We start from the raw sequence: 16,073 nt of genomic DNA, 5'->3' as shown, positions 1-16,073 counted from the left end.
TCGCGCCGTATTGCGACTATCCCGGCTGATGGGAGGGGGGAGCCGCGCTCCACTTCTTCATCAACACGGCGAAGTGGAACGAACTGCCGAAGGTCTACAGGTCACTGCTCACGACGGCGGCCGCGCAGGCGAATACTGACATGCAGGCGAAGTATGACACCCGCGATCCGGCCGCTCTCAAGCGCATTGTCACCGCCGGCGAGCAGCTGCGCCCGTTTTCGCAGGAGATCCTCGAAGCCTGCCTGAAGGCGTCGAAGGAAGTCTATGCCGAAACCAGCGCCAAGAATCCGGACTTCAAGACGATCTACGAATCGATGGCGGCCTTCCGCTGCGGCGAATATCTCTGGTTCCAGATCGCAGAATATGCCTACGAAAACTTCCTGATCCGCTCGCGCGTTTCGAATCTGCTCTGACCCGACGGAGCGTCTCGCGTAAGCGATACTTACCCCGGCGCAAGCCGGGATTTTTCATGGGCGCTGCACCACTCCCCCGGCGATGCGCCCCATGCTATCAAGATGTCGGATGCCACGACCGCGCCTTGCTTCAGGGTTAGCAGGCACCATAGTTCGGAAATCGCCATGCCCCGCACCGCACTCGCCCTGCTCCTGTCCTGCCTCGCGACGGCAACCGCAGCGCAGTCGATCGGCGAGCCCTTGCCGGGGCGCGCCGCTCCTCGCGAATCCTTCAGCAAGTCGGCCCCCGCCGCGGGCAAGGGCGCCCGCCCCTGCCCGGAATATGGCGCCGGCTTCATCAAGCTCGAAGGCTCCTCGCTCTGCGTCCGGGCCGGCGGCTCGGTCCGCGCAGAATTCGGGAAGAGCTCGCGCAACGGCTACGGTAGCCGCGCCGACGGGATGGTCTATCTCGAAAGCCGCGGGCAGAGCGCAATCGGGCCGGTTCGTTCGGTGCTCAGCGTTCGCGGCGGGGTCGATCGCGGGCTGGATTCCGGGCCGTTCCGCTACTGAGCTAGTCCGGCGGCTTCAACAGCCGCGCGACCTCCGCCTGAAGCACCGGGACCAGCTCTCCCTCGAACCAGGGATTACGCTTGAGCCAGGCATTGTTGCGCCAGGACGGGTGCGGCAAGGGCAACACGCGCGGATGGACCGGCCTGGCCAGGATCTCGCGCCAGTTCGCGACCGTCGCCGAGAGATTGGCGGCCTCCCTGGCGCCGAGATGCCAGCCCTGGGCATAGCGTCCAATCGCAAGCACGAGCTCGATCCGCGGCAGCGCCGCAAAGACGCGTCCGCGCCAGGTCGGCGCGCATTCCCGGCGCGGCGGCTTGTCCCCGCCCTTCGCGTCGAGCCCCGGGAAGCAATGGCCCATCGGCACGATGGAGACCTTCGCGGCATCGTAGAAGACCGCCTCGTCGATGCCGAGCCAGCTCCGCAGCCGCACGCCGGAAGGATCGGTGAACGGGCGGCCGCTGGCATGGACGCGCGTGCCCGGCGCCTGCCCGGCGATGCAGAGCCGCGCCGTCGCTGCGGCCTGGATCACCGGTCGCGGCTGGTGCGGCAGCGGCGGCGGATAGAGCGGTGCATCGCGGCAGATACGGCAGCTGCGCAGTTCCGCCAGCACCTCGTCGAGCGTTTCCGCCTCGCTCATCGGTTCGCCAGCCTGGAAGGTCCGGGAGCCTGCGAGATCAGTCCGTCGCAGACCCAAGCGGGCTGCTTCCCTGCATAGTCGTGCGGGTCGCCCTTCTCGATCCGGGCAAGACCGTTGATGCGCCCGCTCGGGCGGTTGCGGATGACATAGAGATCGCCGCTGACCTCGATGGTGAAGCAGTAGGTCCGGCGCGTCTCCTGCGGGCCATAGTAGTAGCAGACGGCATCCTCCGTCGTAGTCCAGCAGGCATCCTTGTTTTGCACGCCGCGATTGTGACCGCTCGCACGCCCATCGGGGTGATGATACTCGCTGAACGGCAGGTTGCTGCCAGTATAGACCCCGGAGACGGTGTTGCCTTCGAAGAGGCGCCGGATCTGCTCGCCATTCAGCCGCTCGGCCGCGCCGGCTTCGGCCGTGGCAAGAAGCCCGAGGACGACAGCCGCGATGCCTGCACAGTGCGGCATCAGCGTTGCGCCAGCTTCCGGCTCATCGGCGGCATCGGCGCGCGCGAGATCAGGCCGTCGCAATACCAGGGGGTACCGTTATCGGTGTGATTGCGCGGATTGCCGAGTTCCACCTTGGCCAGCGCATTGACGATCCCGTTGCCGGTATTGCGCAGCACATAAAGATCGCCGCTCATCTCGACGGTGAAGCAATGCACCGTGCGGTCACTCGGCGGGCCGTAATAGTAGCAGATGCGGTCCGGCTTGGTGATCCAGCAGGCGTCGGTGTTGGGTTGCCAGCCATTGTGCCCGAGCGCTCGCCCGTCCGGGTCGTGATACTCGGTGAAGAAGCCGCCATTGGTGTAGCGCCCGGACACCGTGTTGCCCCGGAAGGCGCGCTCGATCGCCTCCCCGCTCAGGCGTTCGGCCGCCTGCGCAGCAGCCACCGGGACCAGCAGAGCAAGCAGGAACGGAAAAAACCGAAGCATCACGCCTTCCAGCTCGGGCGCGACGAGAGCTCGCCATGCCAGCGGCGGATATGGACGAAATCCTCGGATAGCGGAATGCGCGACGGCTTCATGAAGTCGATGGCAATACCGGCGGTGATATCGGCCACGGTCATCGCATCACCGCAGATATAGGCGCTGCCGGCCAGTTGCAGTTCCAGCAGCCAGAGATGGTCGTCCATCTGGTCGCGGTTGGCCTCCGCCCATTCCGGGACCTGCTCCTCGAGCGCCGCCATCGATGGATGGCTGTGGCGGAAGACGGCGGCGACGCTGGCGAACAGACCGAGCTCGACGCGCCGGTTCCACATCTCGATCAGGGCCTGTTCCTTCGCATCCCGGCCGAACAGTGCCGGCTGCGGGTGCAGGGCCTCGATGTAGCGGCAGATCGCGACGGTCTCGGCGAGCGCGGTACCGTCGTCGAGTTCGAGCACCGGCAGACGCTGCGCCGGGTTGATCCTGGTGAAGGCCTCGCTCCGATGTTCCTTCTTGGCGATATCGACCGGCACCAGCTCCGGCAGCGACACGCCCTTCTCCGCGAAGAAGATGCGGACCCGTCGCGGATTCGGCGCCCGGCCACCGTCATAGAGCTTCATCAGATGTTCTCCGTCTCCGGCGCACCGGATCACGGCCCGCGCCGGAAGGTCAACCACATGCTGCCGCTTCGTGACGCCAGCATGGCGAGCGATGCCGCATCCGGCCGGGATGGCGCGGGTTCAGCGCGGATGGGCGCGGCGCCAGGCCTCAGGGCGCTCGAACTGCAGCGCCCAAAGCCCGCGCCCGGCGGCCCGCGCCTCCTCCTCCTCGGCCCGGTAGGCGCCGTAGGAGACCGCATGGCCATCGCGGACCATGCGGGCATTGATGTCCGCCTCGCCGATCCGGCATCGGGCAAGCCCACGGCCGTAGCGATCGATCTTGCCGATCTCGCAACTCGCCATGCCGCCCGCCAGCATGGCCTGCAGCGCACGCCGCGCCTCGCGTCCGCAGGCGACCTGCCGGCCAGCTCTATCCGTACAACTCTGGCGATATTCGGGAGCGTCGATCCCCTCCAGCCTCAACTCCTCGCCGAGGAGCCGTAGCGAATCGCCATCGATCGCCTGCGCCGGCCCGACGAGGCTCCGGGCCGGACCGAGGCGGTACTGCAGGATCGCGCCAGCCAGCGCGAGGAAGCCCAGCAGTCCGAGCGCCACGACGAAATCCGTGACGCGGCCGACACGGCGCCACCCGAAAGGTCCATAGCGAGAGCTAAATCCGAAGGGAGCCATCAGGAAGAGCTTAACGATTTGGTGTCCATGATGGCCAGCCGTCCGCGCACGCCGCGCGGCGGAACGAGGATACACGCTCCCGACCATGGCGGAAGTGACGGCCGAACAGGTGCAGCGCGGGCGCGGGCCCGATCCTTCCGTCGTGGCGCGCCGAAAGCACGTTTCGCGGGAGGTGAAATCCGTGCGCGAGCGCCTGACGTCCTCGACCGGGCTCGAGCGCGCCTTCGATTCCGAATTGCTGCGCGTCTTCGCGCAATACCGCCTTACCGGCTCCGCCGGCACGCTGGTGCTGGTCATCGGCATCGCCGCAGCCGCCTGCCTGTGGCTGCCGACCATGTATGTCGCGCTGTGGAGCAGCGCGGTGCTCGCGAGCACGCTCGTCATCTTCGCCCTGTCGCGCCGCTATCTGCGCAAGCCCGCCGATACGGTCCGGCTCAAGCGCTGGCGGCGGCTCTTCACCCTGGCGGAAGGCATACACGGCCTGTCCTGGGCGCTGCTCCTCATGCTGTTCGCGCCTGTCGAGGCTCCCGGCGCGAAGGTCTTCGTCACCACGGCGCTGCTCATCGTCAGCGCCCTCACGGTCATGCTCTCCGCCACGATTCCGATGGCGGTCTATGCCGGGCTGACGCCGGTCATCGCCGGAATCATGGCGTTCTTCTGGGAACGCCGCGACATGGACAGCGTAACGATGGCGCTGATGGCGGCCTCGGCACAGCTTTTCTTCATCTTCCTCGCCAACCGGCTCTATGCCAGCTCGGTCGACTCGATCGGCTTCCGCGCCGAGAAGGACGCGCTGATCGCCGAGCTCGAAACCGCCAACGCGAATTCCGACGAAGCCCGCCGCAAGGCGGAGGAAGCCAATCTCGCCAAGTCGCGCTTCCTTGCAACGATGAGCCATGAGCTGCGGACCCCCCTCAACGCCATTCTCGGCTTCTCCGAGGTGATGAAGAGCGAAATCTTCGGGGCGCACGCCAATGCCGCCTACAAGGAATACTCGGCCGATATCCACGGCTCGGGCCAGCATCTGCTCAACCTGATCAACGAGATCCTCGACCTGTCGCGCATCGAGGCCGGCAAATACGAGCTGAACGAGGAGGCGCTGTCACTCGTCGAGATCGTGGAGGACTGCCGGCACATGCTGACGCTGCGTGCCAAGGCCAAGGGCCAGACGATCAGTTCGCTCGCCGAGCCCGACCTGCCACGGGTCTGGGCCGATGAGCGGGCCATCCGGCAGGTCGTCCTCAACGTGCTGTCAAACGCGATCAAGTTCACGCCGCAGGGTGGCGAGATCACCATCAAGGTCGGCTGGACGGCGACGGGCGGACAATATGTCTCGGTCGCCGATACCGGGCCCGGCATCCCGGAGAACGAGATCCCGATCGTGATGCAGAGCTTCGGGCGTGGCTCGCTCGCCATCAAGACCGCCGAGCAGGGCTCGGGGCTGGGTCTGCCGATCGTGAAGGGGCTGATCGACCTGCACGGCGGCGGCTTCAACCTGAAGTCGAAGCCGCGCGGCGGCACGGAAGTGACGGTCACCCTGCCGGCCGAGCGCGTGATGGACACGCTCGCCGCCCTGCCGGAGCCGAAATCGCGGGCGGCATGAACTGCATCTCCGCGGCGGCAACGCCCGAATCTCGCCCCATCGATCGGCAACATCCATAACCGCCTCACTCGGGGCGCTCACACTCTCCTCTCGGACCATCGCATCATGAACCGGAAAACGCGCGTCGCCGTGCTCTATGGCGGAAAATCGGGCGAGCACGAGGTCTCGCTGAAGTCGGCGGCCTCCGTCCTGCGCTATCTCGACCGCGACCGTTTCGAACCCGTGCCCGTCAGCATCGACAAGCAGGGCCGCTGGCAATGCCACGACCTGCGCCTCATCGAGGGCACGAACGGCGACAGCCTGCCGATCCCGGCGGGTTCGCCGGCGATCCGGCTCGAACCGCAGGGCGAGCGCACCGCCATCCTGCCGGCCGACAACGCGGCACCGGCCATCGAGCCGGTCGATGTGGTGTTTCCCGTCATTCATGGCCCGCTCTGCGAGGACGGCGCGGTACAGGGTCTGCTGGAGCTCTCCGGCGCCGCCTATGTCGGTTCAGGCGTGCTGGCTTCCGCCGTCGGCATGCACAAGGACATCGCCAAGCGCCTCGCCGCGCTCGCCGGCTTGCCGGTAGCGCCCTATCTCGCGCTGTCGCGCCGCGACTACCGTCGCGATCCCGAGGGATCGGCCAGGGCAGCGCACGAGACACTGACGCTCCCGGTCTTCGTCAAGCCCTGCAACATGGGCTCCAGCGTCGGCGTCCATAAGGTCAAGCACTGGGAGGACCTCGGCGCCGCGCTCGCCGACGCCTTCCTGTACGACACCAAGGTGCTGATCGAACAGGGCATCGATGCCCGCGAGATCGAAGTCGCCGTTCTCGACGGCGATCCGCCGGTGGCGAGCGTCGCGAGCGAGCTCAATGCCGGCCCGCAGCACGAGTTCTACTCCTACGAGGCCAAGTACATCGATCAGGACGGCGCCACCGTCGATCTGCCGGCGAAACTCGATGCCGACCAGATGGCCCGCGTGCGGCAACTCGCGATCGACGCGTTCCTCGCGCTGGAATGCAGCGGGCTGGCGCGGGTCGACTTCTTCCTCGACCGCCAGAGCGGCGCCTTCTACTTCAACGAGATCAACACGCTGCCGGGCTTCACCGCGATCAGCATGTATCCGAAGATGATGGAGGCTTCAGGCCTGCCCTACCCGGCGCTGATCACCCGCCTGATCGAGCTGGCGCAGGAGCGCCACGCCGAGCGTGCCGGGCTGAAGACGGATTACGCGGTTTAGGCGCGCCGTCATTCTCGGGCGAAGCGCAGCTTCGACCCGAGAACCTTATGACAAGAAGGCGTTGGTTTCCGAGATGCTCGGGTCAAGCCCGAGCATGACGCGGGGTCCTACCCCTTCCGCGCCACCTGCGCCTGCTCGAAGGTCGCCATGCCGGAATGGACCGCCGCCGCCGCCTTGACGAGGCCGGCGGCGAGCGCAGCCCCCGTACCCTCCCCCAACCGCATGTCGAGTGCGAGCAGCGGCACCTTGCCGAGACGGGCGAGCACATCGGCATGGGCGCCCTCGGCCGAGAGATGACCGGCGATGCAGTGGTCGATCGCGGATGGCTCGATCGCATGCAAGATCGCCGCGGCGGCGGTCACCACATAGCCATCGAGGATCACCGGGATACGCTGCGAGCGCGCAGCGATGATCGCGCCGCAGATCGCCGCGACCTCTCGCCCGCCGAACCGGCGCAGCACTTCGAGCGGATCCTTGAGATGGGCGCGATGCAAAGCAAGCCCCGCCTCCACCGCCGCGACCTTGCGCTTGAAGCCGGCTTCGTCGATGCCGGTGCCATGGCCGCACCAGTGCGCGGCGTCACCGCCATACAGAGCAGCGTAGATCGCCGCAGCCGAGGTGGTGTTGCCGATGCCCATCTCGCCGAGGCAGAGCAGGTCGGTTCCGCCGACGAGCGCTTCCATGCCGAAGGCCATGGTGGCGACGCAGGCGCGTTCGTCGAGCGCATCGGTCTGAGTGAAGTCGCCGGTCGGCAGGTCCAGCGCGAGATCGAAGACCTTGAAGCCGAGATCATAGGCCGCGCAGATCTGGTTGATCGCGGCGCCGCCGGCAGCGAAATTCTCCAGCATCTGGCGCGTCACCGTCTGCGGGTAGGCCGAGACGCCCTGCGCCACCACACCGTGATTGCCGGCAAAGACGCAGACCAGCGGGCGGTCGACGCGCGGCGGCGCCTTCCCCTGCCAGGCGGCGAGCCACTCGGCGATCTCCTCCATGCGGCCGAGGCTGCCGGCCGGCTTCGTGAGGTTGGCATCGCGGGCACGCACTGCGTTCGCGGCCGCCATATCGGGGCCGGGCATCGCGGCGATGAGTTCGCGGATATCGTCGAAGGGCAATCCGGAGGCGGCCATGGCTGTTCCGTCGAGCAAAGGGGCTTGCGCCGACGCGCGCAGGCGTGGCGGCGAGGTCTGCGCTGCTGCTATAGGGTCAAGCTCGGGAAGACAATCGAGCAGAGCAGCGCGGCAGGCATGGCTGAGGCCGAGACGACGACGGAGACCACCCCGCCGGACTGGCCGGGCTGGACGATCGCGACGGCGATCTGCCTGCGCTTCTGGTCGCGCCTGCCGGTCCCGCCATTGCCGGGCGAGGCCGACAGCCACGCGATCCCCGACTTCCGCAGCGTGCCCCGCGCCCTGCCCTTCGCAGCGCTCGTCATCGCGCTGCCGGCGTCGCTCGTCGCACTGGGCGCCGGGCTGGCCGGCCTGAGCGGTTTCGTCGTCGCCGCGCTCGCGCTCACCGCGCTGGCGCTGGCCACCGGCGCCTTCCATGAGGACGGGCTCGCCGACACCGCCGACGGGTTGTTCGGCGGGCACACGCCGGAACGTCGGCTCGAAATCATGAAGGACAGCCGCATCGGCTCCTATGGCGCGCTGGCGCTCGGCCTGTCGCTGCTGCTGCGGGCGAGCCTGATCGCGATGATCCTCGACCGCTCCGGCGCCTGGGCCACAGCGGCGGCGCTGCTCGTCGCCGCCCCCTGGTCTCGCGCCGAGGCCCTGTTCCTGCTCGCAACGCAACCGGCCGCACGCAGCAGCGGCGCGGCGGCGGCTGTCGGCCAGCCGACGATCGTCACGGCGCGGATCGCACTCGCCCTGAGCCTCTTCCTCGCGACCGGGATCGCACTGGCGGCGCAGCTACCTGTCGCGGGACTGCTTCTAGGCTTTGCGCTGGCGCATGGCGCGGCGGCCGTTCTGTCGCGGCTGGCGCGGCGGCTGATCGGCGGGCAGACCGGCGATATCCTCGGCGCGGCGCAGCAGCTCGCCGAGATCGCGATCTATCTCGGAATCGCCCTGATGCTCTGGCCGGGCATCTGAGCGCTTGGCCGGCCGCGCGCCGTTCCGAACCGGCATCGCGTTTCGAGATGAAAGGTCACCGTTGCCTGTTGCGACTTGACGGGAACGCTTCTTTGGCGCTGGCTCAGATTGCCTCCAACCTGCTTACGTTAGGTAACACTGCCATGCGCAAAGCTATTTTCAGTCTCCCGGCCGGACTGGTTGCAGTCGCGTTCGCCTATGCCGTGTCCAGCCTCGTTCTTCCCTCCACCGCCTCCGCTGTGGTCTGTGCCAAGGGTGTCTATCGGGCGGGATGCGCCGGGCCGAACGGCGCCGTCGTCGCCAGACGCGGCTATGCTGCTCCGCGCTCGCACGGCGCGGTGTGCCGACGCTATGGTGTCGTCGGCGGCGTGCGCCGCTGCGTCGCCTGGTAAGCAGCGCATCAGGTAACGCCTGTACTGGACGGTTGAGTTGATAAGCGCCATCTCGACGCCCTGTATCAAGGTCTGCATCATCGCCCCTCAGAACAGGCTCTGCGAGGGCTGCGGGCGGACGCTCGCCGAAATCGCGCAGTGGGGCCGCCTGAGCGAGGCCGAGAGGCTGGCGATCATGGCCGTGTTATCGGAGCGGTTGGCCCAAGGAGCTTCCCAGCAACCGCCACGTCATGCTCGGGCTTGAGCCTTGAGCACCTCGGAAACGAGCGCCATCTTGTCATGAGATTCTCGGGTCAAAGCTGTGCTTCGCCCGAGAATGACGGCTACTTGCTCGCCAGAGCGATCAGCGCATCTCCTGTCAGGCGATAGAACACCTTCTTCGGATACGCGACGGCGCCGAGGCCCTCGTAGAAGCGCAGCAGCGCCGCATCGTCAGCATCCGCCGTCCAATCGATGCGGAGGTGGCCGCGTTCCAGCGCGAGCTCCGACAGCGCGGTCATCAGTGAGCGGCCGAGCCCCATGCCACGCGCCGCATCGGCAACGTAGATCTCCTTCAGGAAGAAGCCGGATTTCAGCCCCGGCCCCGGATAGAGATTGCAGGCCGAAGCAAAGCCCAGCACCGCCCCTCCCCTCACCGCGACCAGGATGTCCACGCCAGCCGGCAAGGCGGCGAGGCCTGCCAGAATTTCTGCGACCGGCGGACACGGCACCCGGTAGTGGCCCTGCATCTCGACCATCAGCGCCGCCAGCGCCGGATGATCGGCGGGCTGGAGCAGCCGGATCGCGGTCTCGCTCATCAGGCGCCCCGCCCGCTCAGTGCAGCAGCGACCAGATGAAGCGGCCGGCGACGACAAGAAGGAATAGGCCGAAGGCCACTTCCAACCGCCGCTTCGAGAGCCGGTGCGCCAGGCTTGCGCCTATCGGCGCCGTCCAGATCGAAGTCGGGATGAACAGGATCATGCCGATCAGCGAGACATAGCCGAGCGAGAGCGGCGGCAGGATGTCCATCTTCGGCCAGCCGGCATAGATGAAGCCCAGCGCACCGGGGATCGAGATGAGCACCCCGAGGCCCGACGAGGTCGCGACCGCCTGATGGATCGGACGGCCGTAGAAGGTCATGAACAGGCTGGAAAGCTGGCCGCCGCCGATGCCCATCAGCGCCGAGAGCACGCCGATGATGCCGCCATAGGCGACCATCAGCGGCTTTCCGGGCATGTCCTCGCCGAACTTCCAGCGGTCGGCGGCGAAGAGCAAGCGGACGGCCGAGATCGTTGCGACGATGACGAAGACGATCTTGAAGAGATCAGCGGGTGCATAGCGGGCGATATAGCTGCCGACGATGACGCCGATCACGACCGGAGCGGCCCAGATCTTCAGGATGGAGAGATCGACAAGGCCCCTCGCGCGATGCGCGTTGAAGGAGCGGATCGAAGTCGGGATGATGACGGCGAGCGAGGTGCCGACGGCCAGCGGCATCCGAACCTCATCGGCCACGCCGATGACACGGAAGACCTCGTACAGCACCGGCACGATGACCGCGCCGCCACCGACGCCGAAGACGCCGGCCAGCAAGCCCGTGGCCGCGCCGGCGAGCACGAGGGAAACGGCCAGGAAGGCGAGATCGCCGAGAGGAATGCCAGCAAGCATCGAGATTCGATCCGGTGAAGCAGCCCGATCTCTCGGCCATTTGCACGACCGGGACAAGATACCGCCCCGCATGACCGCTGCGAGAAATCATGGCGCCAGGCAAATCGCCACCTCGACGGCGTGATGGTGTTCAACGCCACCGGAAAGGTGATCGGGCTCGCCTCGGCCACCGGAGGCCTGCGGCAATATCTGCTTCGGCGGGCCGAGGTGGGCCCGCCCGTTCAGGGCGCAAGCCGGTCGATCTATGCGCTCCACCTCGCAATGCAGGCTCCGGGCCGGGCTGATGGCCCGGCCCCGATCCCCGTCATTCCGGACCAGCCGCTTTGGCAGCGCCGATCCGGAGTCCATCCGAGAGCGTTGCATGCCACGATGGAGTCCGGGGCAAGCCCCGGAATGACGGCCTCGTCACGGCGCTTCACACATCGAGAAGCGGCGCGAAGCCGGCATGGACCGAGCGCTTGCCGTCGAAGGGCAAGGACATGGCCTTCATACGCGGATCCTGCATCAAACCGGCCCAGGCGGCGTCGCGCACCGCCTTCGACGGCCACTCGATCCAGGAGAAGACCACCGTCTCGCCGGGCTCGGCTTTCACCGCCCCCTTGAAGTCGGTGAGCTTGCCATCCGGCACGTCATCGCCCCAGGCATCGACGACGCGCAACGCGCCATGCTCCTCGAAGAGCGCCGCGCCCTTGGCTGCGAAAGCCTGGAAATCCGCCTTGCGCCCATCCGGCACCGCAGAAAGCATGCCGTCGATATAGCCCGCCCGGCCGCCCTCGCCTTCGTCGAGGACCGAAGCGAAGCCGCCATAGATCATGCGCTTGCCGTCGAAGGGCATCTGCAGTCCCATCATCTCCTTCATGCGCGGATCGCTCATGATCCTCTCATTGGCAGCATCACGCGTCGCCCGGTCGGGATATTCGAACCAGGAGAAGACGACGACCTCGTCAGGCGTCGCTTTCACCGCACCCTTGAAGTCCGTAACCTTGCCATCGGGGACATCGTCGCCCCAGGCCTCGACGTGGCGCTTGACGCCGAATTCCTTGAACAGCGGCGCCGCATCGGCCGCATGCTTGCGGTAACTGTCCTTGTTCGCGGCCGGAACCGCGACGACGAAACCATCGACATAAGCCATTGCGTTCTCCTCACTTGCGGCCGCCCAAGCGGCCATGCCCAAAAAATGTTGATATCAACAATACCCCCCGCACCGCGATGCGAGGAATCCACTCTCAGCCGCAGCAGGATCCCGCCGCCAATTCGGGCTGGAAACTCGCCGCTCCCTTTGGCTTGCTCTGGTAGCGGTCGTGATGGCGGACCCAGTCCATGATCCCGACCTCGTTGCGCCCCTTGGGAGTCATATCGAGGAAGTTATGGGCGCCGATCAGGAGGTCGCCGCCGCGGGCATAGGTCGAGTAGGTGTGGAAGATCTTGCCCGCGTCGTTGCGGTAGAAGACACTGAAGCCCGGCATCTCGCCGCCCTGCCCGTCATGCATCTCGTAATTGTACTCGTAGCGGCCGGCCGCCCTCTCCTCCGGGCTCGGCGCGACGTGGAAGTCGTAGTTGAAGTCGCTGTTGGCCGAGGACACCCAGGGAAAATCCCAGCCCATGCGATGCCGGAAGGCCTGGAACTCGGCATAGGGCGCCCGCGAGACCACGACCAGGCTGACATCATGGTGCTTCAGATGCCGGTTGGCGCCGTCGAAATGGTCGGCGAGGAAGGAGCAGCTCGGGCAGCCTTCCCTGGCGCCCGGGCCGAACATGAAGTGATAGATGATCAACTGGCTGTTGCCGGCGAAGAGATCCGCCAATGTCAGCCCGCCATCCCAACCCTCGAAGGCATAGCCCTTGTCGATCCTGACCCAAGGCAGCGCGCGCCGCTCGGCCGAGAGCGCATCGCGCTGGCGGGTGAACTCCTTTTCACGGGCGAGATGGGCCTTGCGGGCCGCAAGCCATTCTTCACGGGATACGATCCTGTGTTCCATCGTCTCCTCTCCTGTGTTTCCGCCGGCCCACGCCGGCGGCTCGTTCAAGCGCTGCCGGACAGAGCAGCGCCGCTCTCCGCCTTCAGGCGAAGTAGGCCTCGAGCTTTTCCATGGTTCCGGTCCAGCCATGGGTGTGGCCGCGCACGGCCGCATCGTCGAACAGCTTCTCGTGCAGAAGCGTCAGGATCGTGCCCCCACCATCCGGCTTCAATGTGACGGTGACGCGCGAGACGCGCTCCGGCGTCGTCACCCAGGACCAGCTGAAGACCAGACGCTCGTTCTCGACGACCTCCAGGTAACGCCCGGACACCTCGTGGCGCTGCCCCGTGTCCTCGATCATCACGACGCGATACGCGCCATCGACGCGCGGATCGATCTCGGCCTCCTGCGCCACGACGTTCTCGGGCCCGAACCAGCGCACCAGCAGTTCAGGGTCGGTCCAGGCCTTGTAGACCTCGACCGGCGGCGCATGGAGGCGGCGCTTCATCGTAAGACTCGGTGTCACCTGCTGATCCATGCGCCTGCCCCTTCAACCTTCGCCCTTGCGCCGCGCTTCGAGCAGCGCCTCCAGCGCATCGAGCCTTTGGGTCCAGAAGCGCTGATAATGCGCCAGCCAACCCATCGCTTCCTCCATCGGCTCGGCGTTGAGGCGGCAGGACACGGTGCGCCCCGTCTTCGTCCGCTCGACCAACCCGGCGTCCGACAGGACATCGAGATGCTTCATGATGGCCGGCAATGAGACCGGAAACGGCTTCGCCAGCTCGCTGACCGAAAGCCCGTCTTCCCGCTCCAGCCGCGCCAGCAAGGCCCTCCGCGTCGGATCCGCCAGCGCGGAGAACGTCCTGTCGAGCTGCGCTGCTTGAAACTTAACCATTGAGTTAAGTGTAGACGCGAATTTTGCACGCCGTCAAGCCCCCCCGCTTTGATGGGCAGGAAGGTATTGGAGAAACCTATATGAAAAACCGAGCCGTGGCGGGCGCAAGCGCTGTTGTTTTCACCACGGTACCTACAGCAACCCACGGGTCGCTGCAGCGGACGCGGGGTTCGATGGACTGCAAGGGCGCGCATTGATTGGAAGTGTCGCGGCGAGCGATTGGTTCGAGCCTGCGGCCCGCCCTGAGATTGCTCTACCGACAAACTCAAAGATTCAATGTCAGCTGCTGCGCGGATCGAGCGTTACCTTTGAATTCATGTATTCCTGAGCACTATCGCTCAACGCAACATGACTTCCAGTGCGGCTGGCGAGCCCTCTTGCATATTCGATCACCGCATTAATGTCGCTTGACCTGCCGTAGTGCTCACCCGTGACGTCTCGGACAGCCCAGTCCGTACCGAGGCGGCACACGGTCAAGGTCTGGGCCATCACAGTTCCTCGATCCAAACAACCCTAACAACCGAAGAGCCCTTTCGTTCCGGGGCGCGCTCAAATGACGGGGGCATTCGACCGGCGGTTTCAAATGAATAATTTGAAAATGAGGATTAATTTTTATCGCGCCTTGTAAGATGACGTCAGAAGAACAATATCCAAAACTGCGAAATTTTCTTCTGATTATTCTTTTCCTAAATTTCGAAATTTCCCGCTTTTTGACCAAAACAACGGATCGCCGTCATGTCGAATCTACCGGCGCACTGGGATATTTACCGATTTAGGCGGTCGACCCTATGTGTGGGCCGGGCACGTTGGCCTTGTCGCCGAATTCACGCTTACCTTCACACTCGTATTGAAATGAGCTTCTCATGAAACTTCGCGCAGAGAAGGCTCGGCAAGCAGCCGCTGCCTATGCTCCGGCCCCCGAAGCTTCGGCGCTCGTTTATGGAATTGTCGGGATGACGCTTTTCGGCGTCGGGATATGGGGTGCAGCCGCGTTTTATGACGTGCGCCTGCTCCCGCAATGGGCACTGCTCGTCGCTGGCTCGGCTGTCGCTTTCTGTCTGGGAGTTTGGCTACGGAGGAGGCGGAGGCTGCGCTACGTCCACGCCTATCAGGCTGAGCTCACTGGGCTTGGCGGGCAGTCCCCGTCATGAGTATCAACTTTCCCAATTCCATCCGACGATACGAACCTGGCCGCGGTTGCGTGAGCTTCTGGGGCTCCGCGTCATCGTTGGAAGTCATGTTTCAGATCGAGCTGGGGGTACTGCGGACCTTAAGCCCCAGCATCGTTGATGAAAGCGAAGCTTCGTTCCTCGCTGCGTTCGACCTCAACCGATCGGCTATATTGCAGGCGGCGCGTTCTGCTTATTTGAAGAAGCGGGACAGCTATCACCGACTTTCGCCTTCCAACTTCCGTTAGCTCTCGGCACGATGGCGGGGCATGTTACGAAGGCCCCCGTCTGGCTTGGGCTGGGCGCTTCCGTTGAAGCGTACCCTGCATCAACAGGCTCACATTCGCCTATCGTTCACTATTTTGAGCCAAGCTCTCAAGGCGCCTTCGATGCGGCGTGGCGCCGAGCTGCCGCCATTTCCCCTCCCATGGCGTGGGTGGCTCGGCGTCTTTTCCTGATCGATTGAAGGATCGAGAACTACCCGCAAGCGCGGTGGCGATTTCGTGCTCGGCTGCCGCACGACCGCACAATCAGAGCGGCCAAACGATTGCCAACACAGAAATCCAGTTGGCCGGGACGGCCCCGCTGCCGAAGTCCGGGCCCTATTCCTCGGATTCGCCCGCTTCCGCGTTGGTGGCGATGCGATGGGCAATTAGCACGACAAGTTGGCGAACCGTCGTGCAGGCTCGCATCTCGTCGTCCGGGATCATGTCGCAATCAAACTCGCGCTCGATCGCGTTCCCGATCAGCGTCAAGTCATCGAGCGAGAGCCCCAGATCGCCCTCCACCGTCGCGGTGGGATCGAGCTTTCCGTGATGGATGAGCCCTTCACGTGCGATGATTTCCAGAAGCCGCTGAGCAAGAGCTGCTTCACTGGCTGTGTGATTGGACATTGGCGCCCCCTTCAAGCTCCATTGGATATGCGAGAGTTGGCTGCCCCCCGCGCTTATACGCTCTGCGGATGCGGGTGAGGCGGAATCTGCAGCTCGATCGATCGAATTGCAGCAATCCACTTTAATCGATCAGGCGGCGCTGCTTTGAGGGCTGAGCACAGTGAGTTCATTTCACCATTATGCCCGGGAATGTGACTTGCGCTCTCCAGTGAGAGTGCGCGGATGCCGCTGAGTTGTCTCCATACAGCTTCTGGAAAGGACCGTCGCGGCGCTCATGACGCCGCCAAGCGGAGATACCCATGATGCTCAACGGAGCCGGCTTTGTCACCTTGCGCAGTGGTCGAAGACTGTCTGCCAAATACTAGTTCGGCACTCATCAGGAACATCATTGGGTC

21 protein-coding genes and 1 pseudogene are annotated in these 16,073 nt (G+C 65.3%); 8 read left to right on the top strand and 14 right to left on the bottom strand.

What is annotated here, in order from left to right:
- Window positions 1-47: 47 nt before the first annotated feature.
- Both AC1DNE_RS10285 and AC1DNE_RS10280 read left to right on the top strand, forming a co-directional pair.
- A pseudogene (locus tag AC1DNE_RS10285) lies at window positions 48-413 on the top strand (ABC transporter substrate-binding protein); the annotation flags it as partial.
- A gap of 165 nt (window positions 414-578) precedes the next feature.
- The gene (locus AC1DNE_RS10280) at window positions 579-962 is read left to right on the top strand and encodes a hypothetical protein (RefSeq protein WP_441468551.1); all 384 of its coding nucleotides are present in this window, start codon (window positions 579-581) and stop codon (window positions 960-962) included.
- A gap of 1 nt (window position 963) precedes the next feature.
- Here the strand turns inward: AC1DNE_RS10280 and AC1DNE_RS10275 are convergent, their stop codons facing one another.
- The 5 genes from AC1DNE_RS10275 to AC1DNE_RS10255 all read right to left on the bottom strand — a co-directional run bounded on the left by AC1DNE_RS10275 (window position 964) and on the right by AC1DNE_RS10255 (window position 3,735).
- Window positions 964-1,599, bottom strand: coding sequence for a uracil-DNA glycosylase family protein (locus AC1DNE_RS10275; RefSeq protein WP_476766605.1), 636 nt, complete (start codon window positions 1,597-1,599; stop codon window positions 964-966).
- Window positions 1,596-2,063, bottom strand: coding sequence for a hypothetical protein (locus tag AC1DNE_RS10270; RefSeq protein ID WP_441468553.1), 468 nt, complete (start codon window positions 2,061-2,063; stop codon window positions 1,596-1,598). The genes AC1DNE_RS10275 and AC1DNE_RS10270 overlap by 4 nt, the downstream gene beginning before the upstream one ends.
- A complete protein-coding gene (locus tag AC1DNE_RS10265; protein ID WP_441468554.1) occupies window positions 2,063-2,530 on the bottom strand; it encodes a hypothetical protein in 468 nt (155 codons plus the stop codon). The genes AC1DNE_RS10270 and AC1DNE_RS10265 overlap by 1 nt, the downstream gene beginning before the upstream one ends.
- On the bottom strand, window positions 2,530-3,141 hold the full coding sequence (locus AC1DNE_RS10260; protein WP_441468555.1) for a glutathione S-transferase family protein: 612 nt from the start codon (window positions 3,139-3,141) through the stop codon (window positions 2,530-2,532). The genes AC1DNE_RS10265 and AC1DNE_RS10260 overlap by 1 nt, the downstream gene beginning before the upstream one ends.
- A gap of 120 nt (window positions 3,142-3,261) precedes the next feature.
- Window positions 3,262-3,735, bottom strand: a complete 474-nt coding sequence (locus AC1DNE_RS10255; protein ID WP_441468556.1) for a thermonuclease family protein — start codon at window positions 3,733-3,735, stop codon at window positions 3,262-3,264.
- A 160-nt stretch (window positions 3,736-3,895) separates the two neighbouring features.
- On the opposite strand from AC1DNE_RS10255, the gene AC1DNE_RS10250 reads away from it, so the two are divergent.
- Window positions 3,896-5,413: a sensor histidine kinase gene (locus AC1DNE_RS10250; RefSeq protein ID WP_441468557.1), complete on the top strand. Its 1,518-nt coding sequence runs from the start codon at window positions 3,896-3,898 to the stop codon at window positions 5,411-5,413.
- A 105-nt stretch (window positions 5,414-5,518) separates the two neighbouring features.
- Window positions 5,519-6,637 carry a D-alanine--D-alanine ligase family protein gene (locus tag AC1DNE_RS10245; protein ID WP_441468558.1) on the top strand — a complete coding sequence of 373 codons (1,119 nt, stop codon included), beginning with the start codon at window positions 5,519-5,521 and terminating at the stop codon, window positions 6,635-6,637.
- A 107-nt stretch (window positions 6,638-6,744) separates the two neighbouring features.
- On the opposite strand, the gene cobT is transcribed toward AC1DNE_RS10245, so the two are convergent.
- The gene (gene cobT / locus AC1DNE_RS10240; protein WP_441468559.1) at window positions 6,745-7,764 is read right to left on the bottom strand and encodes a nicotinate-nucleotide--dimethylbenzimidazole phosphoribosyltransferase; all 1,020 of its coding nucleotides are present in this window, start codon (window positions 7,762-7,764) and stop codon (window positions 6,745-6,747) included.
- Between the two features lie 117 nt (window positions 7,765-7,881).
- Between cobT and AC1DNE_RS10235 the strand changes: the two genes are divergently transcribed.
- From AC1DNE_RS10235 to AC1DNE_RS10225, 3 genes are all read left to right on the top strand, one after another.
- Entirely contained in the window at window positions 7,882-8,724 is an 843-nt protein-coding gene (locus AC1DNE_RS10235; protein WP_441468560.1) for an adenosylcobinamide-GDP ribazoletransferase, read from the top strand.
- A 143-nt stretch (window positions 8,725-8,867) separates the two neighbouring features.
- Window positions 8,868-9,116: a hypothetical protein gene (locus AC1DNE_RS10230; protein ID WP_441468561.1), complete on the top strand. Its 249-nt coding sequence runs from the start codon at window positions 8,868-8,870 to the stop codon at window positions 9,114-9,116.
- A gap of 37 nt (window positions 9,117-9,153) precedes the next feature.
- The gene (locus AC1DNE_RS10225) at window positions 9,154-9,360 is read left to right on the top strand and encodes a DUF1289 domain-containing protein (RefSeq protein WP_441468562.1); all 207 of its coding nucleotides are present in this window, start codon (window positions 9,154-9,156) and stop codon (window positions 9,358-9,360) included.
- A gap of 79 nt (window positions 9,361-9,439) precedes the next feature.
- Here AC1DNE_RS10225 and AC1DNE_RS10220 read toward each other — a convergent pair whose 3' ends face one another.
- From AC1DNE_RS10220 to AC1DNE_RS10190, 7 genes are all read right to left on the bottom strand, one after another.
- Window positions 9,440-9,913: a GNAT family N-acetyltransferase gene (locus tag AC1DNE_RS10220; protein ID WP_441468563.1), complete on the bottom strand. Its 474-nt coding sequence runs from the start codon at window positions 9,911-9,913 to the stop codon at window positions 9,440-9,442.
- Window positions 9,914-9,929: 16 nt separating this feature from the next.
- Entirely contained in the window at window positions 9,930-10,763 is an 834-nt protein-coding gene (locus AC1DNE_RS10215; RefSeq protein ID WP_441468564.1) for a sulfite exporter TauE/SafE family protein, read from the bottom strand.
- 415 nt (window positions 10,764-11,178) lie between these two features.
- On the bottom strand, window positions 11,179-11,895 hold the full coding sequence (locus tag AC1DNE_RS10210; protein ID WP_441468565.1) for a DUF1428 domain-containing protein: 717 nt from the start codon (window positions 11,893-11,895) through the stop codon (window positions 11,179-11,181).
- A 94-nt stretch (window positions 11,896-11,989) separates the two neighbouring features.
- The gene (locus tag AC1DNE_RS10205; RefSeq protein ID WP_441468566.1) at window positions 11,990-12,742 is read right to left on the bottom strand and encodes a DUF899 domain-containing protein; all 753 of its coding nucleotides are present in this window, start codon (window positions 12,740-12,742) and stop codon (window positions 11,990-11,992) included.
- Between the two features lie 82 nt (window positions 12,743-12,824).
- Entirely contained in the window at window positions 12,825-13,229 is a 405-nt protein-coding gene (locus AC1DNE_RS10200) for an SRPBCC family protein (RefSeq protein WP_441468567.1), read from the bottom strand.
- A 42-nt stretch (window positions 13,230-13,271) separates the two neighbouring features.
- Window positions 13,272-13,616 carry an ArsR/SmtB family transcription factor gene (locus tag AC1DNE_RS10195; protein WP_441468568.1) on the bottom strand — a complete coding sequence of 115 codons (345 nt, stop codon included), beginning with the start codon at window positions 13,614-13,616 and terminating at the stop codon, window positions 13,272-13,274.
- A 279-nt stretch (window positions 13,617-13,895) separates the two neighbouring features.
- Window positions 13,896-14,105: a hypothetical protein gene (locus AC1DNE_RS10190; protein WP_476766603.1), complete on the bottom strand. Its 210-nt coding sequence runs from the start codon at window positions 14,103-14,105 to the stop codon at window positions 13,896-13,898.
- Window positions 14,106-14,763: 658 nt separating this feature from the next.
- Between AC1DNE_RS10190 and AC1DNE_RS10185 the strand changes: the two genes are divergently transcribed.
- Complete coding sequence (locus AC1DNE_RS10185) at window positions 14,764-15,033, top strand: DUF1488 family protein (RefSeq protein ID WP_441468570.1); 270 nt, start codon at window positions 14,764-14,766, stop codon at window positions 15,031-15,033.
- Between the two features lie 354 nt (window positions 15,034-15,387).
- Here AC1DNE_RS10185 and AC1DNE_RS10180 read toward each other — a convergent pair whose 3' ends face one another.
- A complete protein-coding gene (locus AC1DNE_RS10180) occupies window positions 15,388-15,678 on the bottom strand; it encodes an acyl carrier protein (protein WP_441468571.1) in 291 nt (96 codons plus the stop codon).
- Between the last annotated feature and the right edge of the window lie 395 nt (window positions 15,679-16,073).

It is taken from the genome of Allobosea sp. 05L423, from assembly GCF_056397745.1.
The sequence above is the reverse complement of the archived record's forward strand: the minus strand, read 5'-3'. Positions and strand labels throughout refer to the sequence as shown.

Coding starts and splice junctions, on each gene's coding strand:
- AC1DNE_RS10280 (WP_441468551.1), top strand. CDS start 579: ATGCCCCGCACCGCACTCGCCCTGCTCCTGTCCTGCCTCGCGACGGCA.
- AC1DNE_RS10275 (WP_476766605.1), bottom strand. CDS start 1,599: ATGAGCGAGGCGGAAACGCTCGACGAGGTGCTGGCGGAACTGCGCAGC.
- AC1DNE_RS10270 (WP_441468553.1), bottom strand. CDS start 2,063: ATGCCGCACTGTGCAGGCATCGCGGCTGTCGTCCTCGGGCTTCTTGCC.
- AC1DNE_RS10265 (WP_441468554.1), bottom strand. CDS start 2,530: ATGCTTCGGTTTTTTCCGTTCCTGCTTGCTCTGCTGGTCCCGGTGGCT.
- AC1DNE_RS10260 (WP_441468555.1), bottom strand. CDS start 3,141: ATGAAGCTCTATGACGGTGGCCGGGCGCCGAATCCGCGACGGGTCCGC.
- AC1DNE_RS10250 (WP_441468557.1), top strand. CDS start 3,896: ATGGCGGAAGTGACGGCCGAACAGGTGCAGCGCGGGCGCGGGCCCGAT.
- AC1DNE_RS10245 (WP_441468558.1), top strand. CDS start 5,519: ATGAACCGGAAAACGCGCGTCGCCGTGCTCTATGGCGGAAAATCGGGC.
- cobT (WP_441468559.1), bottom strand. CDS start 7,764: ATGGCCGCCTCCGGATTGCCCTTCGACGATATCCGCGAACTCATCGCC.
- AC1DNE_RS10235 (WP_441468560.1), top strand. CDS start 7,882: ATGGCTGAGGCCGAGACGACGACGGAGACCACCCCGCCGGACTGGCCG.
- AC1DNE_RS10230 (WP_441468561.1), top strand. CDS start 8,868: ATGCGCAAAGCTATTTTCAGTCTCCCGGCCGGACTGGTTGCAGTCGCG.
- AC1DNE_RS10220 (WP_441468563.1), bottom strand. CDS start 9,913: ATGAGCGAGACCGCGATCCGGCTGCTCCAGCCCGCCGATCATCCGGCG.
- AC1DNE_RS10215 (WP_441468564.1), bottom strand. CDS start 10,763: ATGCTTGCTGGCATTCCTCTCGGCGATCTCGCCTTCCTGGCCGTTTCC.
- AC1DNE_RS10210 (WP_441468565.1), bottom strand. CDS start 11,895: ATGGCTTATGTCGATGGTTTCGTCGTCGCGGTTCCGGCCGCGAACAAG.
- AC1DNE_RS10205 (WP_441468566.1), bottom strand. CDS start 12,742: ATGGAACACAGGATCGTATCCCGTGAAGAATGGCTTGCGGCCCGCAAG.
- AC1DNE_RS10200 (WP_441468567.1), bottom strand. CDS start 13,229: ATGAAGCGCCGCCTCCATGCGCCGCCGGTCGAGGTCTACAAGGCCTGG.
- AC1DNE_RS10195 (WP_441468568.1), bottom strand. CDS start 13,616: ATGGTTAAGTTTCAAGCAGCGCAGCTCGACAGGACGTTCTCCGCGCTG.
- AC1DNE_RS10190 (WP_476766603.1), bottom strand. CDS start 14,105: ATGGCCCAGACCTTGACCGTGTGCCGCCTCGGTACGGACTGGGCTGTC.
- AC1DNE_RS10185 (WP_441468570.1), top strand. CDS start 14,764: ATGAGTATCAACTTTCCCAATTCCATCCGACGATACGAACCTGGCCGC.
- AC1DNE_RS10180 (WP_441468571.1), bottom strand. CDS start 15,678: ATGTCCAATCACACAGCCAGTGAAGCAGCTCTTGCTCAGCGGCTTCTG.